Source organism: Pseudorhizobium banfieldiae (assembly GCF_000967425.1).
Taxonomy (GTDB): Bacteria; Pseudomonadota; Alphaproteobacteria; order Rhizobiales; family Rhizobiaceae; genus Neorhizobium; species Neorhizobium banfieldiae.
The window spans coordinates 258290-275364 of sequence record NZ_FO082820.1; the positions used below are offsets into that span (position 1 = coordinate 258290).

Genomic DNA, 17075 nt, shown 5'->3' on the forward strand with positions numbered 1-17075 from the left:
GGAAAATGGCTGGCGTCGTTCTGAAGGACATCCGCAAGGCTTACGGCCAGGTCAAGGTGATCCACGGCATCGATCTGGAGATCAGGCAGGGGGAGTTCGTCGTTTTCGTCGGGCCCTCGGGGTGCGGCAAGTCCACGCTGCTAAGGATGATCGCGGGCCTCGAGACCATTACCGGCGGCGAGATGTACATCGACGGCCAACTGGTCAACGAGGTGCCGCCTTCCAAGCGCGGCATTGCGATGGTCTTCCAGTCCTACGCGCTTTACCCGCACATGACCGTCTACGACAACATGGCCTTCGGCATGCGCATCGCCAAGGAGAACAAGGCGGAGATCGACCGGCGGGTGCGGGCGGCAGCCGACATCCTCCAGTTGACCCCCTACCTGGATCGTCTGCCCAAGGCGCTCTCGGGGGGGCAGCGGCAACGCGTCGCCATCGGCCGTGCGATCTGCCGGGACCCCAAGGTATTCCTGTTCGATGAACCCCTTTCGAACCTGGACGCGGCCCTTCGTGTCGCGACGCGCATCGAGATTGCCAAGCTCAATGAGTCCATGCCGGACACCACGATGATCTACGTCACCCACGATCAGGTCGAGGCGATGACGCTGGCCGACCGCATTGTCGTCCTTTCAGCCGGCCGGATCGAGCAGGTCGGGACGCCGCTCGATCTTTATGAACGGCCGCACAACCTCTTCGTCGCACGCTTCATCGGCTCGCCGGCGATGAACATCCTGCCGGTCACCATCACCGAAACGGGCGAGACCACGACCGTCAGCTTCGGCGGCGGGAAGGCTGTTCGGGTTCCCATCCGGACGGATGCCTCCGAACGAGGCAAATCCGCAAGCTTCGGTGTACGGCCGGAGGACCTTTCCGTTGCCGAGGATGGAGACTTCCTCTTCGAGGGGCGAATTTCGCTGGTCGAAGCCCTGGGGGAGGTGACGCTTCTTTATATCGAGGGCCTTTCGGACCACGAGCCGCTTATCGCCAAGTTTCCGGGCATCTGGAGCGGCAGGAAGGGCGACACCGTGCGCCTGACGGCTTCGCCCCACAAGCTTCATCTCTTCGACGCCGATGGCCATACCTATCGCACCTGAGCCATCACTTAGGCGCTCCCCCGAAACGTGAGCATGTCACAGTTTTTCGCCCATGGACGCCCAAGACATACCCTCTGTTAAGCTTCGACCTGTAAGTTTGTCGGGCAGAGTAGGAGACTGGCCGTGGGTGCATTCAGCGGTGGCAAAAATCACTTCCTGAACAAGGAAGAATCCTTCATGTACGATCGCGAGACGCGGTTCCGCATGGAGGACACCATGAACGCGGCACGGATCGAGTATACCGAGAACGGCGTGCTGAACATGGCCGCCCGCCGCTGTGATATCCTGCGCATCTCGCTGAGCGGAGCCATCATCGGCATCCTGACCCAGTACAAGCTGCCCCAGCAGTTCTACCTGGATATTCCGGACGCCCGGATATCCAAGATCGGTTGCCTGCTGATGAAGACCTATGCCAACAACACGATCGAAGTCCGCTTCCTTCGGTTGTTGAGCCAGAAGGAACTTGATCGGATCTTCGTCTTCAGCACGCACCCCGCCCATCGCGACAAGGTGCTGGATATCCGCTCCTGGTAAGGGCCTCGCGGCACAAGCCGCAAGGTCAGGCGAAGACGCTCGCGCCGTTGTCTGCCGTTCCCGCATTCTTCCGGAAGATCGCAAAAAGCTCGCGGCCCATGCCGAATTCGTTCTGCTCCAGATTGGCGCTCGCAGGAGTCCGCGTGGAGAACTCGGCTGCGTCGACGAGCACTTCCAGGGTTCCCCTGCTTGCGTCGAGGCGGATCAGGTCACCGTCCTGGATCCGTGCGATCGGGCCAGAGTCGGAGGCTTCAGGCGTCACGTGGATCGCGGCAGGAACCTTGCCGGAGGCACCTGACATGCGCCCGTCGGTCACCAGCGCGACCTTGTAGCCCCTGTCCTGGAGAACCCCAAGCGGCGGCGTCAGGCGGTGCAGTTCCGGCATGCCGTTGGATTTCGGACCCTGGAAGCGCATGACCGCGATGAAGTCGCGGTTGAGGTCGCCTCGCTTGAAGGCATCCTGCAGTTCCTGCTGGTCATGGAAGACGATCGCCGGCGCCTCGATCACATGCCGCTCCGGCTTCACGGCAGAGATCTTGATGACGGCCTTGCCGAGATTGCCTGTCAGCATCTTGAGCCCGCCGTTCGGCTGGAATGGCGCCTCCGCTTTCGCGAGCACCTTGGCGTCCCCGCTTTCCTCCGGCGCCGGCTGCCGAACGATGCTGCCTGCCGCGTCGAGCTTCGCCTCGATCGTATAGGCCTCAAGCCCGTGACCGAAGACGGTGCGGACATCGTCGTGGATGAGCCCCGCCTTCAGCAACTGCTTGATCAGGAACCCCATGCCGCCGGCGGCGTGGAAATGGTTCACGTCGGCAAGGCCGTTCGGGTAGACGCGGGCCAGTAGCGGCACGATGTCGGACAGCTCGGAAATGTCCTGCCATGTCAGGTGGATCCCGGCAGCGCGCGCCATGGAAACGAGATGAAGCGTGTGGTTCGTGGAGCCGCCGGTCGCATGAAGACCCACGACGCCGTTGACGATGGAGCGCTCGTCGATCATCTCCCCAGCCGGTGTGAACTCGTTGCCGATCGCCGTGATCGCGAGCGCACGCTTGGCGGCTTCCTTGGTCAGGGCGTCCCGCAACGGCGTGCCCGGATTGATGAAGGAGGCGCCTGGCATGTGGAAGCCCATGATCTCCATCAGCATCTGGTTCGAATTGGCAGTGCCGTAGAAGGTGCAGGTGCCGGGGCCATGATAGGATTTGGACTCTGCGTCCAACAGTTCTGCCCGCCCGACCTTTCCTTCCGCGTAGAGCTGGCGGATCCGCGACTTCTCGTCATTGGGCAGCCCCGACGTCATGGGACCTGCTGGGATGAACACGGCCGGTAGGTGACCAAAGGTCAGCGCAGCGATCACCAGGCCGGGAACGATCTTGTCACAGATGCCGAGAAAGACGGCCGCGTCGAACATGTTGTGGGAGAGGCCGATGCCTGCAGCCATGGCAATCGCATCGCGCGAGAACAGCGAAAGCTCCATTCCTGGCTGGCCCTGGGTGACGCCGTCGCACATCGCCGGCACCCCGCCAGCGACCTGTGCCACGCCACCGACCTCCCGGGCCGCTTCGCGGATGATGGCCGGGAAGGTCTCGTAAGGCTGATGCGCCGACAGCATGTCGTTATAGGCGGTGATGATGCCGAGGTTGGGGACCACGTCTGCCGCAAGGTCTGCCTTGTCGGCGGGGGAGCAGGCGGCAAAGCCATGGGCGAGGTTGCCGCAGGAAAGTACTGCCCGATGGGGACCCCGCGAAACAGCCGAACGAACCTGGTCGAGATAGCGTTCGCGGCGCGGCTTCGAGCGTTCGACGATGCGGGCTGTAATTGCTTCGATCTGCGAATGAGCAGCCATGGCCATGTCCTTTGGTTCGGGAGCAAGCCGGCTGGGAGCGGCAGATGCCGCCGGATTGCCCCGGGTGATGCTTCGGGGCGGGCGTCAGGGCGCCCAGTAGATGTCCACTGGCGAAGAGGCTCGGTGAAGAACCGCGCGGATCGGCATCTCCGTCTCGTTGGTGCCTTCCTGCGCCTTGGCCAGCACGTCCTTTTTCGACTGCCCCTCGATATGGAGCACAAGCATTCCGGCATCCGTGAGGCTGGAAAAGGAGAATGTCAGGCGAGGTTCCTCGGCGCCGTCGGCCTCCATGGGCAGGACAGAGCGAGGCCCGGCGGCGTCGAGCGCCTGGTTCAACGTGCTGCCATGTGGGAAGAAGGAGGCAGTATGGCCATCTCCACCCATGCCGAGGATGACGACATCGAAAGGCGGGGTGATCGTGTTGGCCGCCGCCGTCGCCACGCGGGCAGCCTCCTCGACGCTCGGGCGGTCATGGTAGAGGGGGATGAAGCGTGCCGCTGCCGCCTTGCCCTGCAAGAGGTTCTCCCGCACCAGCAGATGATTGGACCGCGGATGATCGGCAGGAACGAAACGTTCGTCGACCAGCGTGACCGTGACCTTCGCCCAATCGATGTCCCTGTTGGCGATTGCCCGGAAGAACCTCTTCGGCGTGGAGCCGCCCGATACGGCGAGACTTGCTTCGCCACGCGCTTCCACTGCCGCGGCGAGGCGATGGGCGACCTGATCGGCAAGCTTTTCCGCCAGAACCGTACCGTCTGAGAATTCGTGCAGGTTTGGTTCCATCACTCAACCCTCGTGCCATGTGCGGCCGTCGCGCTCGATCAGCGCGATTGCCTGGCTTGGACCCCACGTTCCTGCGGTGTAGCCCTGGACTGCCTGGCCGGTGGATTCCCAGCCCTTCAGGATTGGATCTACCCACTGCCAGGCCGCCTCGACCTCGTCGCGACGCATGAACAGCGTCTGGTTCGAGCGGATCGTATCCATCAGCAGGCGTTCGTAGGCATCCGGATTGCGGACGGCGAAGGCTTCGGCAAAGCTCATGTCGAGCGAGACGCCGCGAAGGCGCATGCCGCCGGGACCAGGGTCCTTGATCATCAGCGACTGCTTGACGCCTTCGTCTGGCTGCAGCCGAATGATCAGCTGGTTGGCGGAGATGCGCCCCGCTGCCTGGTCGAAGATGTTGTGGGGGATCGGCTTGAAGGTGATGACGATCTCCGACACTCGTGTCGCCAGCCGCTTGCCCGTGCGGATGTAGAAGGGCACTCCGGCCCACCGCCAATTTCCGATCTCAGCCTTGATGGCAACGAAGGTCTCGGTGTTGGAGACGCCGCCTTCCAACTCGTCCAGGTAACCTTTTACCGGCCCTCCAGCAGATGCTCCCGCTCGGTACTGGCCCCGCACAGTCATGTGCTCGACATTGCCCTCGGTGATGGGCTTAAGTGCCCGCAAGACCTTGAGCTTCTCGTCTCGCACCGCCTCGGCGCTCAGCGAAGAGGGGACTTCCATGGCGACAAGGCAGAGCAGTTGAAGGATGTGGTTCTGCACCATGTCGCGCAGTGCGCCGGCCGTGTCGTAATAGCCGGCGCGGCCTTCCAGTCCGACGGCCTCCGCAACGGTGATCTGCACGTGGTCGATGTGCTGCGCGTTCCAGAGAGGCTCGTAGAGGGCATTGGCGAAGCGCAGCGCCATCAGGTTCTGCACCGTCTCCTTGCCGAGGTAGTGATCGATGCGGAAGATCTGCTCTTCCTGGAATACCCGGCCGATGGTGTCATTGAGCTCCAGTGCAGACGCGAGGTCGCGGCCGATCGGCTTCTCCACGACGATCCGGGTTTGCTTGGTGATCAGCTTGTGGTCGCGGATCTTTTCCGAGATGGCGCCGAAGATCGACGGAGCAACGGCAAGATAGAAGACGCGGACGCAATCCTTGCCGCCGTCCAGAAGCTTCTTGAGCTTGTCCCAGCCCTGATCCGATTTCGCGTCAACAGGGATGTAGAACAGCCGCTTGCAGAAGCGCTCGACCTCGGCGTCATTGTATTCTCCGGGTTTGAGATGCTCGCGGAGCGCGTCACGCGCAAAGGTCCGATACTCTTCGTCGGAAAGCGGGCTGCGGGACGCACCGATGATGCGGGTGGGCTCGAGGAACTGTCCCTCGACCTGTCGATGATAGAGCGCCGGCAACAGCTTTCGTTCCGCAAGGTCGCCCGATCCGCCAAACACGACGCAATCAAAGGGATCGACCGGGATAATCTGGCTGCTCATAAGGCTCGTCTCTCGTCTTTTCAAACTCGGACGTTCCTAATCTAATCGATTTAAAAATTCCAGTCCCCAGGCGCATTTTTTGAGGCGCTGTTACACCCGGTCGCGCAGCGCATACCATGTAAGGGCAAGGAACAGCAGCGGCTTGCGTAGATGGGCACCGCCGGGGAAGCTCGGCACATCGAGCGCCTCCAGATCACCCAGCGCATCCGCCGTACCGGTCAGGCGGTCGGCATAGAGCTTGCCGCAAAAATTCGACAACATGACGCCATGGCCGGAATAGCCGCCGATCGAGGTGACCCCCGGCATGACTTCGCGGACAAACGGCTGCCGCGGCATGGTGATCCCCACATAGCCGCCCCAGGCATGGGTGATGCGGATATCTTTCAAGGACGGATAAGTCTCGATGATCTGCCGGCGGATGAAGTGTGCGGTGTCTTCCGGGCTGCTGGAAGAGTAGACTTCGCGGCCGCCGAACAGCAGACGATTGTCACGCGATTTGCGGAAATAGCGGACGACGAAGCGGGAGTCCGCTACGGCCTCTCCGCCCGGCAGCACGCTCGGGTAATCGTCCAGCGGCTCCGTTGCCGCAATGAAGGATCCGATCGGCATGACGTGACCGGCCGTGACCGGCTCAAGCTTCTCGATGTAGCCGTTGGTGGCGATTAGGACCCGGTCTGCCGAGACCGTACCCCGCGCCGTATCGAGCAGCGTCTTTCCGTCTCCCCGACGGATCGCGGTGACCCTCGTCATCTCGTGGATGTGGGCACCGGCGCTCTGCGCGGCGTGCGCCAGGCCGACCAGCAGCTTGAGCGGGTGGATGTGCCCGGTGCCGGTGTCGCGGACGCCGCAGTAATAGTGTCGCGAGCCTGTCCGCTCTGCCGTTTCTTCCCGGTCCATGAAGCTGAGATGCGGATAGCCATAACGCTCTGCCGCGATCTCGGCATTGGCGCGGTAGTCCCTCTCGTAGCCCGGCTTGTGCGCCACATTCATCTGGCCGGGCGTGTAGTCCATGTCGATACGGTGCTCGGACGCAAAATTGAGCAGGTAGCGCTTCGCCTCCTCCGCCATGTCAAACAGTGCTTTCGAGCGCTCGAAACCTATCTTCTGCTCCAACTCCTCCGGCCAAGCGCGCTGCCCGGTTCCCATCTGGCCGCCATTGCGGCCGGACGCGCCGTCACCGAGGCGGGCGCCTTCCAAGAGGACAACCGACAGGCCTAGCTGGGCAAGATTGAAAGCGGCCTGCAGCCCCGTGAAGCCGCCGCCGACGATCGCCACGTCGGCCGTCCTGGAGCCGTCCATGGCAGAATAGGTCGGTCGCTCACCGACCGTGGCCTGATACCAGGATATGCCTGGAGCAATCGGGCTCTGCCACTCACTCATCACGCCACTCAGACGTTGAGGAGCAGGAATTCCCGCTCCCACGGGCTGATGACCTGCATGAAGGTCTCGAATTCGCCGCGCTTGACGCCGGCATAGAGGCCGATGAACTCCGGGCCGAGCACCTCCGCAAGGGCCGGCTCCGCCTCAAGCGCCGAGACGGCCTCCAGGAGGCCCCGCGGCAATTCAATCGAACCTTCATTGGCACTGTGCTCCGTCGGGGGGCCCGGCTCGACCTTGTTCATGATACCGAGCAGCCCGCAGGCGAGGGAGGCTGCCAGCGCCAGGTAAGGGTTTGCGTCGGAGCTCGGTAGGCGGTTCTCCACGCGCCGCGCGCCAGCATCGGAGACCGGTACGCGGAAGGCCGTGGTGCGATTGTCATATCCCCAGGCATTGTTTACCGGCGCTGCCATGTCCGGTGTCAGGCGGCGGTAGGAGTTGACATAGGGCGCCATCATCACGAGCGCCTTGGGGACATAAGTCTGCATGCCGCCGATGAAGTGGAAGAACTCGCTGGAGGGGGAGCCGTCCTCGTTGGAAAAGACGTTCCGTCCCGTTTCGATGTCGACCACCGACTGGTGGATGTGCATCGCGGATCCCGCCTGACCCTGCATCGGCTTTGCCATGAACGTTGCGTAGATGCCGTGCTTCAGCGCAGCTTCGCGGATCGTGCGCTTGAAGAGGAAGACCTGGTCGGCCAATTCTATCGGGTCGCCGTGCCGCAGATTGATCTCGAGCTGGGCAGGCCCTTCCTCGTGAATGAGCGTGTCGATCTCCAGGCCCTGCTTCTCGGAAAAATGATAGATGTCGTCGATCAGTTCATCGAACTCGTTGATGCCGGCGATCGAATACCCCTGGCCGCCGAGAATGGCGCGGCCCGAGCGTCCCTTCGGCGGATGCAGGGGATAGTCCGGATCATCATTCTTGGCGACGAGGTAGAACTCGATTTCCGGCGCGACCACCGGCTTCCACCCTCGCTCATGATAAAGGTCGACGATGTTCTTCAAGACGGCGCGAGGCGTGTAGGGGACGTTGTCGCCGCCGATGCCGACCACATCGCAGATGACCTGGGCCGTCGGATCCGTCTCCCAAGGCACGACGGAGAGAGTTGAAAGGTCGGGAACCAGCTTCAGGTCGCTGTCGCGTGGCTCATAGCGAAAGCTGGCCGTCTCGTCCGGATATTCGCCGGAGATCGTGTGTCGGTAGAGAGCGGAAGGCAAGGCAAGCGACGTGTTGGAGGTAAACTTCGACGACGGCATCATCTTGCCGCGCGGGACGCCTGCGAGGTCTGGCGTAATGCACTCGACATCCTCGATGCCGCGCGCCCGCAGCCAGGCGACGGCTTCCTTCCAGTCGTGTACGCCGCGCAGAGAGGTCAGGGCTGGTGGCGCAGGCTGTCCGCCGGTCGATTTCAGCACAGGCCCTGCGGATGGGGAGGCAGGCGACGGTTTCTTGCGCGTCATGAAGCACCGGTATGCGTTGATCGGAGCGCCATCATAACCAGAGATTGGCAATTGGCGAGGGGGCGGCATTGACTTTGCCCGACTGATCGCAAACAGGGAAACCTGCTGAAGGGAGCCGCACTTGGTCCGCAAATTCGACGCCGTCATTCTTGGAGCCGGAGCCGCGGGGATGATGTGCGCCATTCGTGCCGGGCAGCGCGGCAGGAGGGTCCTGCTCCTCGATCATGCGAAGGCGCCGGGCGAAAAGATCCGTATTTCCGGCGGCGGAAGATGCAACTTCACCAATACCGGGACTTCGCCGGCAAACTACATCTCCGCCAACGCCCACTTCGCCAAGTCCGCCCTTGCGCGCTACACGCCGCGTGACTTCATTGCTCTCGTGGACAAGCATGGCATAGCCTGGCACGAGAAGACGCTCGGACAGTTGTTCTGTAACGGCAGCGCCAAAGAGATCATCGGAATGCTGACGGCAGAGATGCGCGCCGCGGATGTTGAGATGGAGCTCCAGCAGGAGATTTCGTCGATCGAACACACCGGTGCAGTATTCCGTGTCGGAACGTCAACCGGGCCAGTCCAGACCCCGGCCTTGGTGGTCGCCACAGGCGGCAAGTCGATCCCTAAGATGGGAGCCACTGGTCTTGCCTATCGGATCGCCGAGCAGTTCGGCTTGAACCTGATCGAAACCCGCCCGGGGCTGGTGCCGCTGACGCTCGATCCGCAGTTGCTCGAGCGTCTGGCGCCGCTGTCGGGAGTTTCTGTCCCCGCGGAGGTGCGTCACGGAAAGACGGCCTTTCGCGAAGCACTCCTCTTAACCCACAGGGGTATGAGCGGACCGACTATCCTGCAGATATCGTCCTACTGGCGCGAAGGCGATGATATCCTGCTGAAGATCGAGCCGGAGCATGACCTCTTCCAGATGCTGAGGTCGGCGCGGAGGGAGAATGGCCGCCAGGCGCCTCTGACCGTGCTGTCCGAGCTTTTGCCGAGGCGCCTCGCGCAGTACCTCCTGGAAAGGTCGGGCGTCGCAGCCCATGTCCAACTGGCCGACTGCCCGGACAAGGTGCTCCAGGCGGTCGCTGCCTCGGCCCAGGAATGGCGTGTTCGGCCGGCGGGATCCGAAGGCTATCGCACGGCGGAGGTAACCCTTGGCGGTGTCGATACAAAGGAACTGGATTCGCGGACGCTTGCCGCCAGGAAGGTTCCCGGCCTCCACTTCATCGGCGAGTGCGTCGATGTGACCGGCTGGCTTGGGGGGTATAATTTCCAGTGGGCCTGGGCCTCGGGCCATGTTTGTGGGGACGCATTGTAGGCATCGCTGATTCAAGCCTTGTTAAGGTGCTTTGATCATCCTGCCTTGATGCCGGCAAATTCCTGCTGTCAGGATGTGGCATGCGGCCTGTCGCGGCAGACCGCGACCGACAACGCTCTTGGGGTTCAGATCATGCAGAAAGTTCGCCGTGCCCGTGCTGTCGCCATTGCCAAGGCTGAGGATGCCGACCGGCTCTTTCGTCTGCGCCTCCTGTTGCTGTGCGCTGGCGCGACCGCTGCCTTCCTGGCGCTGCCGGCAATTCTCTGATCGTCGCGAATCGTCCTTGACCGACGGCCTGAGGCTCAAGAGCCTGCCCGCAATCCGGCAGACGGCTGCAGGAGCACGCGGTATCGGCGTTGCGAACCGCTGATAATATCGATCTTCCAGTCCACGCTCCCTCCTTCCTCTATTCTCCCATGCTCGGGATGATGCCACGATCGCAGCAACGACTTCGTACATTGTCTCTACCTCCGAAAATGAAAAGCCGTCGTCTGAGATGGAACGGTTCATAGGCTTCTGAAACAGCCGGAAACGCGCTATGTTTTTCACCGATGAAAAACATAGGTTGGGACACATACGAACTTTTCCTCAAGGTCGCCCGTCATGGCGGCCTGTCCGGCGCTGCCGGTGTCACCGGCTTGAGCCCTGCTACCATCGGACGTCGGATGCTCGAGCTGGAAGGCGGCGTGGGGCGCCCGCTCTTTCTCCGCAGCCGGACCGGCTATCAGCTGACGCCTGAGGGTGCGGTGCTTTTCGAGCAGGTGCAGGAGATGGAAGGTGCGGCACGACGGATAGATGCGTGGCAACAGGAAAGCGCTTCGCCGCTGGTGAGGATCGCCTGCGGCACCTGGCTTGCCTGGTGGTTGGCAAGGCATCACACACGCCTTCAGACGGCCGAAGAGAACCTCCGCATCGACATGTTCATCGCGGAGCGAAGGGCGAGCCTCGCGCACCGCGAGAGCGATATCGGCATCCGGGCCTTCGAGCCGGAGGAGGGTAATCTTGCCGCGCGCCGTTTGGGCGAAGTGGCTTACGCCGCTTACCGCTCCCGCGAGGCCGATACCTCAGGTCGGGGGCGCTGGCTTGCCGTTGCGGAGGAAGAGGCGATTTCCGCTTATCTCCGCTATCCGCACGAGCATCAGGCGGGCGCGATTACAGTGACGGTCAATCGGCCGAGATCGCTCCGTGACCTGGTGATCGCAGGCGCGGGTATCGCCGTGCTGCCATGCTTCGTGGGGGACAATGACGTTCGGCTGGAACGGGTAGGGGAGGAGATAACTGCCCTGCGTCACACTCAGTGGATCGTGATGAACAATGACGACCGTCACAGGCGGGAGATCCGGACGGTCGTGGACCGGATCACGGAGCTTGTGTGCAGCCATGTCGACCTTTTTGCAGGCCGCCGCCCTGCCTCGACGGGCTGAATGCGCAAAGGGCGCCGCGACATGCGCGACGCCCTTTGCTTATCATGGCCTGCTCAGTGAGCCTGGGTGACAACAACCGGAATGAGGAGATCGCCCCAGTTTCCGTCGCCGCCATGATGGCGGGCGGAGCGGACGAGTTCGACCGATACGCCAGCGTCGACGGCTTTCATGACCGACTGGTTGAGACGGTGTAGGTCGTTGGCGACCATACGGATCATGGCCTGCTGGTCGGTGGTCATGGCGGATGCCTGTTCTTCGGCACGTTCCTTGACGCGGGTCTGTGGGGTCATTGTATTTCTCCTCTTATACGCGGGGTTCTTGAAGTTGCTGATCCGGGTGCTGGTCGGTCTCCTCTCCCCGCGGACGGGAAGAGGCATGGCGAAGGGCTGTGCCCGGGATATTATTCAGCGGCCGGCCTGAACTGCTCGGTCTCGGTCGATTCCTTCATGGCTGTGGTCGAGGACTTGCCGCCGGTGATCGCCATGGAGACAGCGTCGAAGTAGCCGGTGCCGACCTCGCGCTGGTGCTTGGTGGCGGTGTAGCCGTTGACCTCTGCCGCGAATTCGGCTTCCTGCAGCTCGGAATAGGCGGCCATCTGCCGATCCTTGTAGCCGCGCGCCAGTTCGAACATGCCATAGTTCAGCTGGTGGAAGCCGGCGAGGGTGATGAACTGGAACTTGTAGCCCATCGCACCCAGTTCCTTCTGGAACTTGGCGATCGTCGCGTCGTCCAGGTTCTTCTTCCAGTTGAACGACGGCGAGCAGTTATAGGCAAGCTTCTTGCCCGGGTGTGCCTTGTGGACGGCTTCGGCGAACTTGCGGGCCTGTTCCAGGTCCGGCTTGCCGGTTTCCATCCAGATCATGTCGCAGTGCGGAGCATAGGCGATCGCACGGGCGATGCAGGGCTCGATGCCATTCTTGACCTGGTAGAAGCCTTCGGCCGTGCGACCGGCATCGTAGTCGACGAAAGGCTGGTCGCGCTCGTCGATGTCCGAGGTCAGGAGCTTGGCGGCCTCGGCATCGGTACGGGCGACGATCAGCGTCGGGACGCCCATGACGTCCGCGGCGAGGCGAGCGGCGTTCAGGTTGCGGATATGGGCCGCCGTCGGGATCAGAACCTTCCCACCGAGATGGCCGCACTTCTTCTCAGAGGCGAGCTGGTCTTCGAAGTGAACGCCTGCGGCGCCGGCTTCGATGAAGGCCTTCATGATCTCGAACGCATTCAGCGGTCCGCCGAAGCCGGCTTCCGCGTCGGCGACGATCGGCGCAAACCAGGTCTCGACGGAAAGCCCCTTGCCTTCGGCCGTCTCGATCTGGTCGGCGCGCTGCAGTGTGCGGTTGATCCGCTTTGCAAGCTCCGGAGCTGCATTAGCCGGATAGAGCGACTGGTCCGGATACATGGCGGACGCGGTGTTGGCGTCGGCAGCGACCTGCCAGCCGGAGAGGTAGATGGCCTTCAGGCCGGCGCGGACCATCTGCATGGCCTGGTTGCCGGAGAGCGCGCCGAGAGCGTTGATGAAGGGCTCTTTGTTGATCAGCTTCCACAGGCGATTGGCGCCCATCTCCGCCAGCGTGTACTTGATTTCGACTGAGCCGCGCAGACGCTTCACGTCCTCTGCCGTGTAGGGGCGCTCGATGCCGTCATAACGGTCTTTCGGGGCGTTCGGAATGAGGTTGTAAAAGTCGGTCATCTGCAAGGCTCCATCTTCATTCGTGGCTTCCGCATCAGCAACCGTAGCTGCCTGCGTCTGTGACGGGATTTACAGATGCAAACGCCGAACTGCCAGAAAATATGCAAAAACAGAGACATCAAAAGGGTTATGATGTCGCTTGTTTGACAAGGGCTGTTGTGAAGATGTAAAAATCGTCAAAGAAGCTGTCTGGTGCGGGCGTGTAAAAAAAGGTGACAAATGGCTGAACGCAAGATTTTCGCCGGGCCTCGCGTACGACGTGTTCGTCTCGGGCTCGGCCTGACGCAGACGGCAATGGCGGAGGCGCTTGGGATATCGCCGTCCTATCTGAACCTGATCGAGCGGAACCAGCGCCCGCTCACGGTACAACTGCTCATCAAGCTGGCCTCGGTCTACAAGGTCGATCTCGACCTGCTGCAGGGAGAGGGCAACGGCGCGGCGACCCAGCTGCGCGAAGTGTTTGCCGATCCTCTCCTGTCGGGCGAAATTCCGGGTGATCAGGAAATCCTCGAAGTCGCGGAGGCTGCTCCCAATGCCGCGCTTGGAATGGTGAAGCTTTACCGGGCATATCGGGAACAGGCGGCCCGCCTGACGGATCTCACCGACATTCTGGCGAAGGAGGGGCATGAGACTTCGGTTTCTGCAACCCATCTGCCGATCGACGAAGTCCGGGACAGGCTGGAGCGTCGTCCGAACTTCTTCGGCCGGATCGAAGATGCAGCCGAAGAGTTCGTGCAACGCCTGGGTCCAGGGGAGGACCTGCCGGGAGCTTTGAAGGCCTGGCTGAAGGCCCAGCATGGTATTGCCGCGCGCACCCTGCCCATACACGCAATGCCAAATCTGCGACGCCGATATGATCGCCACTCGATGCGGCTCTTTTTGTCCGAGAGGCTGTCTCCTTTCGACAGGACGCGAGAACTGGCCGCCGAGGCTGCACAACTGGCGTTATCCTCGGAGATCCTGGCGGAACTGGAAGACCTGTCGTTCACCAGCAGCGAGGCACGCCGCATCGGAAGGTTCGAACTGGCGCGCTATGCCGCGCATGCGCTGATGATGCCATATGGGGCCTTCCTCTCGGCTGCGCAGAAGGCCCGCTATGACATCGACCTCTTGAGGTCCCGCTTCGATGTTTCGTTCGAGCAGGCGGCCAACCGGATCACCACGCTTTCCAGACCCGGGGCGGCGGGGCTTCCGTTCTTCCTGCTCGAACTGGATCATGCGGGCAATGTGATCCGGCGTGCGGGATCGCAAGGCTATCCCAAGGCGGCGTTCGGCGGGCTCTGTCCGAAGCTCGGCATCCACTCAGCCTTCGCCCAGCCTGGCCAGATATTGGCGGAAGCGGCGGAAATGCCCGATGGTACCGCCTACCTGACGGTTTCCCGCACGATCGACGGACCTCAGGCGGCTTTCGGAGAACGGATAAGGCGGACTGCCTTGCTCATCGGATGCGAACTGGCGCTCGCCGGCGAGACTGTCTATGGCCCGGCCGTTGAAAGCACAGCCGCGCGGGTGCTCGCCGGCACGGCCTGCCGCCTCTGCGAACGACGGGGCTGCCTTGCCCGCGCGGAACCCCCGTTGACGCGCCCGCTGGGGCTTGACGAGATGGTGACGGGATTGAGCGCCTTCGATTTCCAGTAAGCCGATCCTGCAGTGCACATTTTCCTTGTGGCGGCAAAATTTCCTTCTTACTCTCGCCTCGAAATGGGGAACGGCTGCATCGATGGCCGACAAGTCGAACTGGAGAGATCATGAAGACCAAGCTGCTGCATCTTGCTGCAACCGTTGCCAGCCTCGCCGTGACCGCTACCGCCGCCATGGCCCAGGAACGGGTGGTGCATGTCTACAACTGGTCCGACTACATCGATGAGTCGGTGCTGGAAGACTTCACGAAGGAAACCGGCATCAAGGTCGTCTATGACGTGTTCGATTCCAACGAAATCGTCGAGACGAAGCTTCTGGCCGGTGGCTCCGGCTATGACGTCGTTGTTCCGACCGGACCCTTCCTGGCGCGCCAGATCCAGGCGGGCGTTTTCCAGAAGCTCGACAAGTCGAAGCTGCCGAACCTGTCGAACATGTGGCCAGAAATCACCGAGCGCCTGGCCAAGTACGACCCCGGCAACGAGTACGCCGTAAATTACATGTGGGGAACGACCGGGCTTGGCTATAACGTCGACAAGGTGAAGGCAGCGCTTGGCGACGTGCCGGTCGACAGCTGGGACATCCTCTTCAAGCCAGAAAATGCCGAGAAACTGAAAGCCTGCGGCATCAACATCCTCGACGCCTCCGACGAGACCTTCGCGATCGCGATGAACTATGTCGGCAAGGATCCGGACAGCAAGGAGACGGCCGACCTTGAGGCAGGTGGCGAGGTTTACATGAACATCCGCCCGTTCGTGAAGACTTTCAACTCGTCGGCTTACATCGACGAACTGGCCAATGGCGATACCTGCATCTCGATGGGCTGGTCGGGCGACGTCCTGCAGGCCAAGGCGCGCGCTGAAGAGGCGGGCAACGGCGTGAACGTGGAGTACGTGATCCCGAAGGAAGGCACATACATGTGGTTCGACAATCTGGCGATCCCGGCTGACGCCAAGAATGTCGAGGAGGCCCACGAATTCATCAACTTCCTGATGAAGCCCGAGGTCATCGCCAAGGCCTCGAATTACGTCCAGTATGCAAACGGCAACCTGGCATCGCAGGAACTGCTCGACAAGGAAGTCCTGGAGAACCCCTCCGTCTATCCTCCGGCCGAGACAGTGTCGAAGCTCTTCACCATCTCTCCCTACGGACCGCGTGAGCAACGCGTGCTCAACCGGATCTGGACCCAGATCAAGACCGGCAGCTGATACAGAGGGGCGGGCAGTGACCCCCCCCTTCGCATTCTTGTCTCTGATACCCGCAACGCTCGATGGAGCAGGCATGGCCAGATCTCTGGGACCCGTGAAACGGACGTTTTCTCCATGGACAGAACCCGACGCCGTACCATTCATTTGCTTTGAGAACATCACGAAGCGCTACGGCGATTTCACCGCCGTCAGTGAACTGAGCCTCGACATATACGAGCGTGAGTTCTTCTCATTGCTCGGCCCATCGGGTTGCGGCAAGACCACGCTGATGCGGATGCTGGCAGGCTTCGAGGAGCCGACGGAAGGTCGAATCCTGCTGCAAGGAAAGGACATCTCGGGTGTGCCGCCCTATCGGCGCCCGACCAACATGATGTTCCAGAGCTACGCGCTCTTCCCCCACATGACGGTGGAGAAGAATATTGCCTTCGGTCTCGAACAGGACAAGCTGCCGAAGGGAGAGATCGACGAGCGGGTCCAGGAAATGCTGAGGCTCGTCAGGCTGGAGGAGTTTGCGAAGCGCAAGCCCGGACAATTGTCCGGTGGCCAGCGGCAGCGCGTGGCTCTGGCCCGCTCCCTCGCGAAGCGTCCGAAAGTGCTTCTGCTGGACGAACCGCTGGGCGCCCTCGATCGCAAGCTGCGCGAGGAGACGCAGTTCGAATTGATGGATATCCAGCACACGCTGGGCCTGACGTTCCTGATCGTCACCCATGACCAGGAGGAGGCGATGACGGTCTCGGATCGTATTGCGGTGATGGACAAGGGCAGGATCGTTCAGGTTGCCACGCCTGCCGAGATCTACGAGGCGCCCAACAGCCGGTATGTCGCCGATTTCATAGGCGACATCAACATCATGGAAGGTACAGTCACCGGAGTGAGCGGCGGCTCATCGATGATCGTCACCATGAACTGTGACGGCTTGGGAGTTGCGGTGGAGCAGGAATGTGCGGCGGTCGAGGGAAGCAAGGCGGCCTTCGCCATTCGGCCGGAGAAAGTCCGCATCACTCTCGATCCTCCCTCCGATACGGGCGTCAACGCAGCCCATGGAGAGGTCTGGGATATCGGCTATCTCGGCGATTTTTCCGTCTTTCTTGTCAGGCTGGAGGACGGTCGGATCATCCGCGCCGCGCAGGCAAACGTCTCCAGGCTGGTCGATCGCCCGATTACCTTCGGCGACATGGTCTGGCTGAGCTGGCCCAGGGATGCCGGGCTGATCCTGACCAATTGAGGGGAGGGGAG

General features: G+C 61.9%; 15 protein-coding genes. 8 read left to right on the forward strand and 7 right to left on the reverse strand.

The window, feature by feature from the left end:
* The first annotated feature begins 5 nt into the window (after positions 1 to 5).
* Together NT26_RS01275 and NT26_RS01280 are read left to right on the forward strand one after the other, a co-directional pair.
* Positions 6 to 1094, forward strand: coding sequence for an ABC transporter ATP-binding protein (locus NT26_RS01275; protein ID WP_052636997.1), 1089 nt, complete (start codon positions 6 to 8; stop codon positions 1092 to 1094).
* Positions 1095 to 1271: 177 nt separating this feature from the next.
* A complete protein-coding gene (locus tag NT26_RS01280) occupies positions 1272 to 1628 on the forward strand; it encodes a hypothetical protein (protein WP_052641662.1) in 357 nt (118 codons plus the stop codon).
* A gap of 25 nt (positions 1629 to 1653) precedes the next feature.
* Here NT26_RS01280 and edd read toward each other — a convergent pair whose 3' ends face one another.
* The 5 genes from edd to NT26_RS01305 all read right to left on the reverse strand — a co-directional run bounded on the left by edd (position 1654) and on the right by NT26_RS01305 (position 8570).
* Complete coding sequence (gene edd / locus NT26_RS01285) at positions 1654 to 3471, reverse strand: phosphogluconate dehydratase (RefSeq protein ID WP_052636998.1); 1818 nt, start codon at positions 3469 to 3471, stop codon at positions 1654 to 1656.
* A gap of 84 nt (positions 3472 to 3555) precedes the next feature.
* The gene (gene pgl, locus NT26_RS01290; RefSeq protein WP_052636999.1) at positions 3556 to 4254 is read right to left on the reverse strand and encodes a 6-phosphogluconolactonase; all 699 of its coding nucleotides are present in this window, start codon (positions 4252 to 4254) and stop codon (positions 3556 to 3558) included.
* Positions 4255 to 4257: 3 nt separating this feature from the next.
* The gene (gene zwf, locus NT26_RS01295) at positions 4258 to 5730 is read right to left on the reverse strand and encodes a glucose-6-phosphate dehydrogenase (RefSeq protein ID WP_052637000.1); all 1473 of its coding nucleotides are present in this window, start codon (positions 5728 to 5730) and stop codon (positions 4258 to 4260) included.
* 90 nt (positions 5731 to 5820) lie between these two features.
* Positions 5821 to 7110 (reverse strand): NAD(P)/FAD-dependent oxidoreductase, encoded by a 1290-nt coding sequence (locus NT26_RS01300; protein WP_052637001.1) that lies wholly within the window; start codon positions 7108 to 7110, stop codon positions 5821 to 5823.
* 8 nt (positions 7111 to 7118) lie between these two features.
* On the reverse strand, positions 7119 to 8570 hold the full coding sequence (locus tag NT26_RS01305; RefSeq protein ID WP_082077593.1) for a glutamine synthetase family protein: 1452 nt from the start codon (positions 8568 to 8570) through the stop codon (positions 7119 to 7121).
* 121 nt (positions 8571 to 8691) lie between these two features.
* Here NT26_RS01305 and NT26_RS01310 point away from each other — a divergent pair, with 121 nt between their 5' ends.
* The 3 genes from NT26_RS01310 (at position 8692) to NT26_RS01320 (ending at position 11303) form a co-directional block, all read left to right on the forward strand.
* On the forward strand, positions 8692 to 9879 hold the full coding sequence (locus NT26_RS01310) for a BaiN/RdsA family NAD(P)/FAD-dependent oxidoreductase (protein ID WP_082077594.1): 1188 nt from the start codon (positions 8692 to 8694) through the stop codon (positions 9877 to 9879).
* Positions 9880 to 10011: 132 nt separating this feature from the next.
* A complete protein-coding gene (locus NT26_RS23240) occupies positions 10012 to 10146 on the forward strand; it encodes a hypothetical protein (RefSeq protein ID WP_280136235.1) in 135 nt (44 codons plus the stop codon).
* Between the two features lie 284 nt (positions 10147 to 10430).
* Positions 10431 to 11303, forward strand: coding sequence for a LysR family transcriptional regulator (locus NT26_RS01320; protein ID WP_052637004.1), 873 nt, complete (start codon positions 10431 to 10433; stop codon positions 11301 to 11303).
* Between the two features lie 53 nt (positions 11304 to 11356).
* Here NT26_RS01320 and NT26_RS01325 read toward each other — a convergent pair whose 3' ends face one another.
* A complete protein-coding gene (locus tag NT26_RS01325) occupies positions 11357 to 11593 on the reverse strand; it encodes an SMc00767 family acetate metabolism repressor (RefSeq protein ID WP_052637005.1) in 237 nt (78 codons plus the stop codon).
* 110 nt (positions 11594 to 11703) lie between these two features.
* Complete coding sequence (aceA, locus tag NT26_RS01330) at positions 11704 to 12993, reverse strand: isocitrate lyase (RefSeq protein WP_052637006.1); 1290 nt, start codon at positions 12991 to 12993, stop codon at positions 11704 to 11706.
* A gap of 219 nt (positions 12994 to 13212) precedes the next feature.
* On the opposite strand from aceA, the gene NT26_RS01335 reads away from it, so the two are divergent.
* The 3 genes from NT26_RS01335 to NT26_RS01345 all read left to right on the forward strand — a co-directional run bounded on the left by NT26_RS01335 (position 13213) and on the right by NT26_RS01345 (position 17064).
* On the forward strand, positions 13213 to 14631 hold the full coding sequence (locus NT26_RS01335) for a helix-turn-helix domain-containing protein (RefSeq protein WP_052637007.1): 1419 nt from the start codon (positions 13213 to 13215) through the stop codon (positions 14629 to 14631).
* Between the two features lie 110 nt (positions 14632 to 14741).
* A complete protein-coding gene (locus tag NT26_RS01340) occupies positions 14742 to 15839 on the forward strand; it encodes a polyamine ABC transporter substrate-binding protein (protein WP_052637008.1) in 1098 nt (365 codons plus the stop codon).
* Between the two features lie 73 nt (positions 15840 to 15912).
* Positions 15913 to 17064, forward strand: a complete 1152-nt coding sequence (locus NT26_RS01345) for an ABC transporter ATP-binding protein (RefSeq protein ID WP_052637009.1) — start codon at positions 15913 to 15915, stop codon at positions 17062 to 17064.
* Positions 17065 to 17075 lie beyond the last annotated feature (11 nt).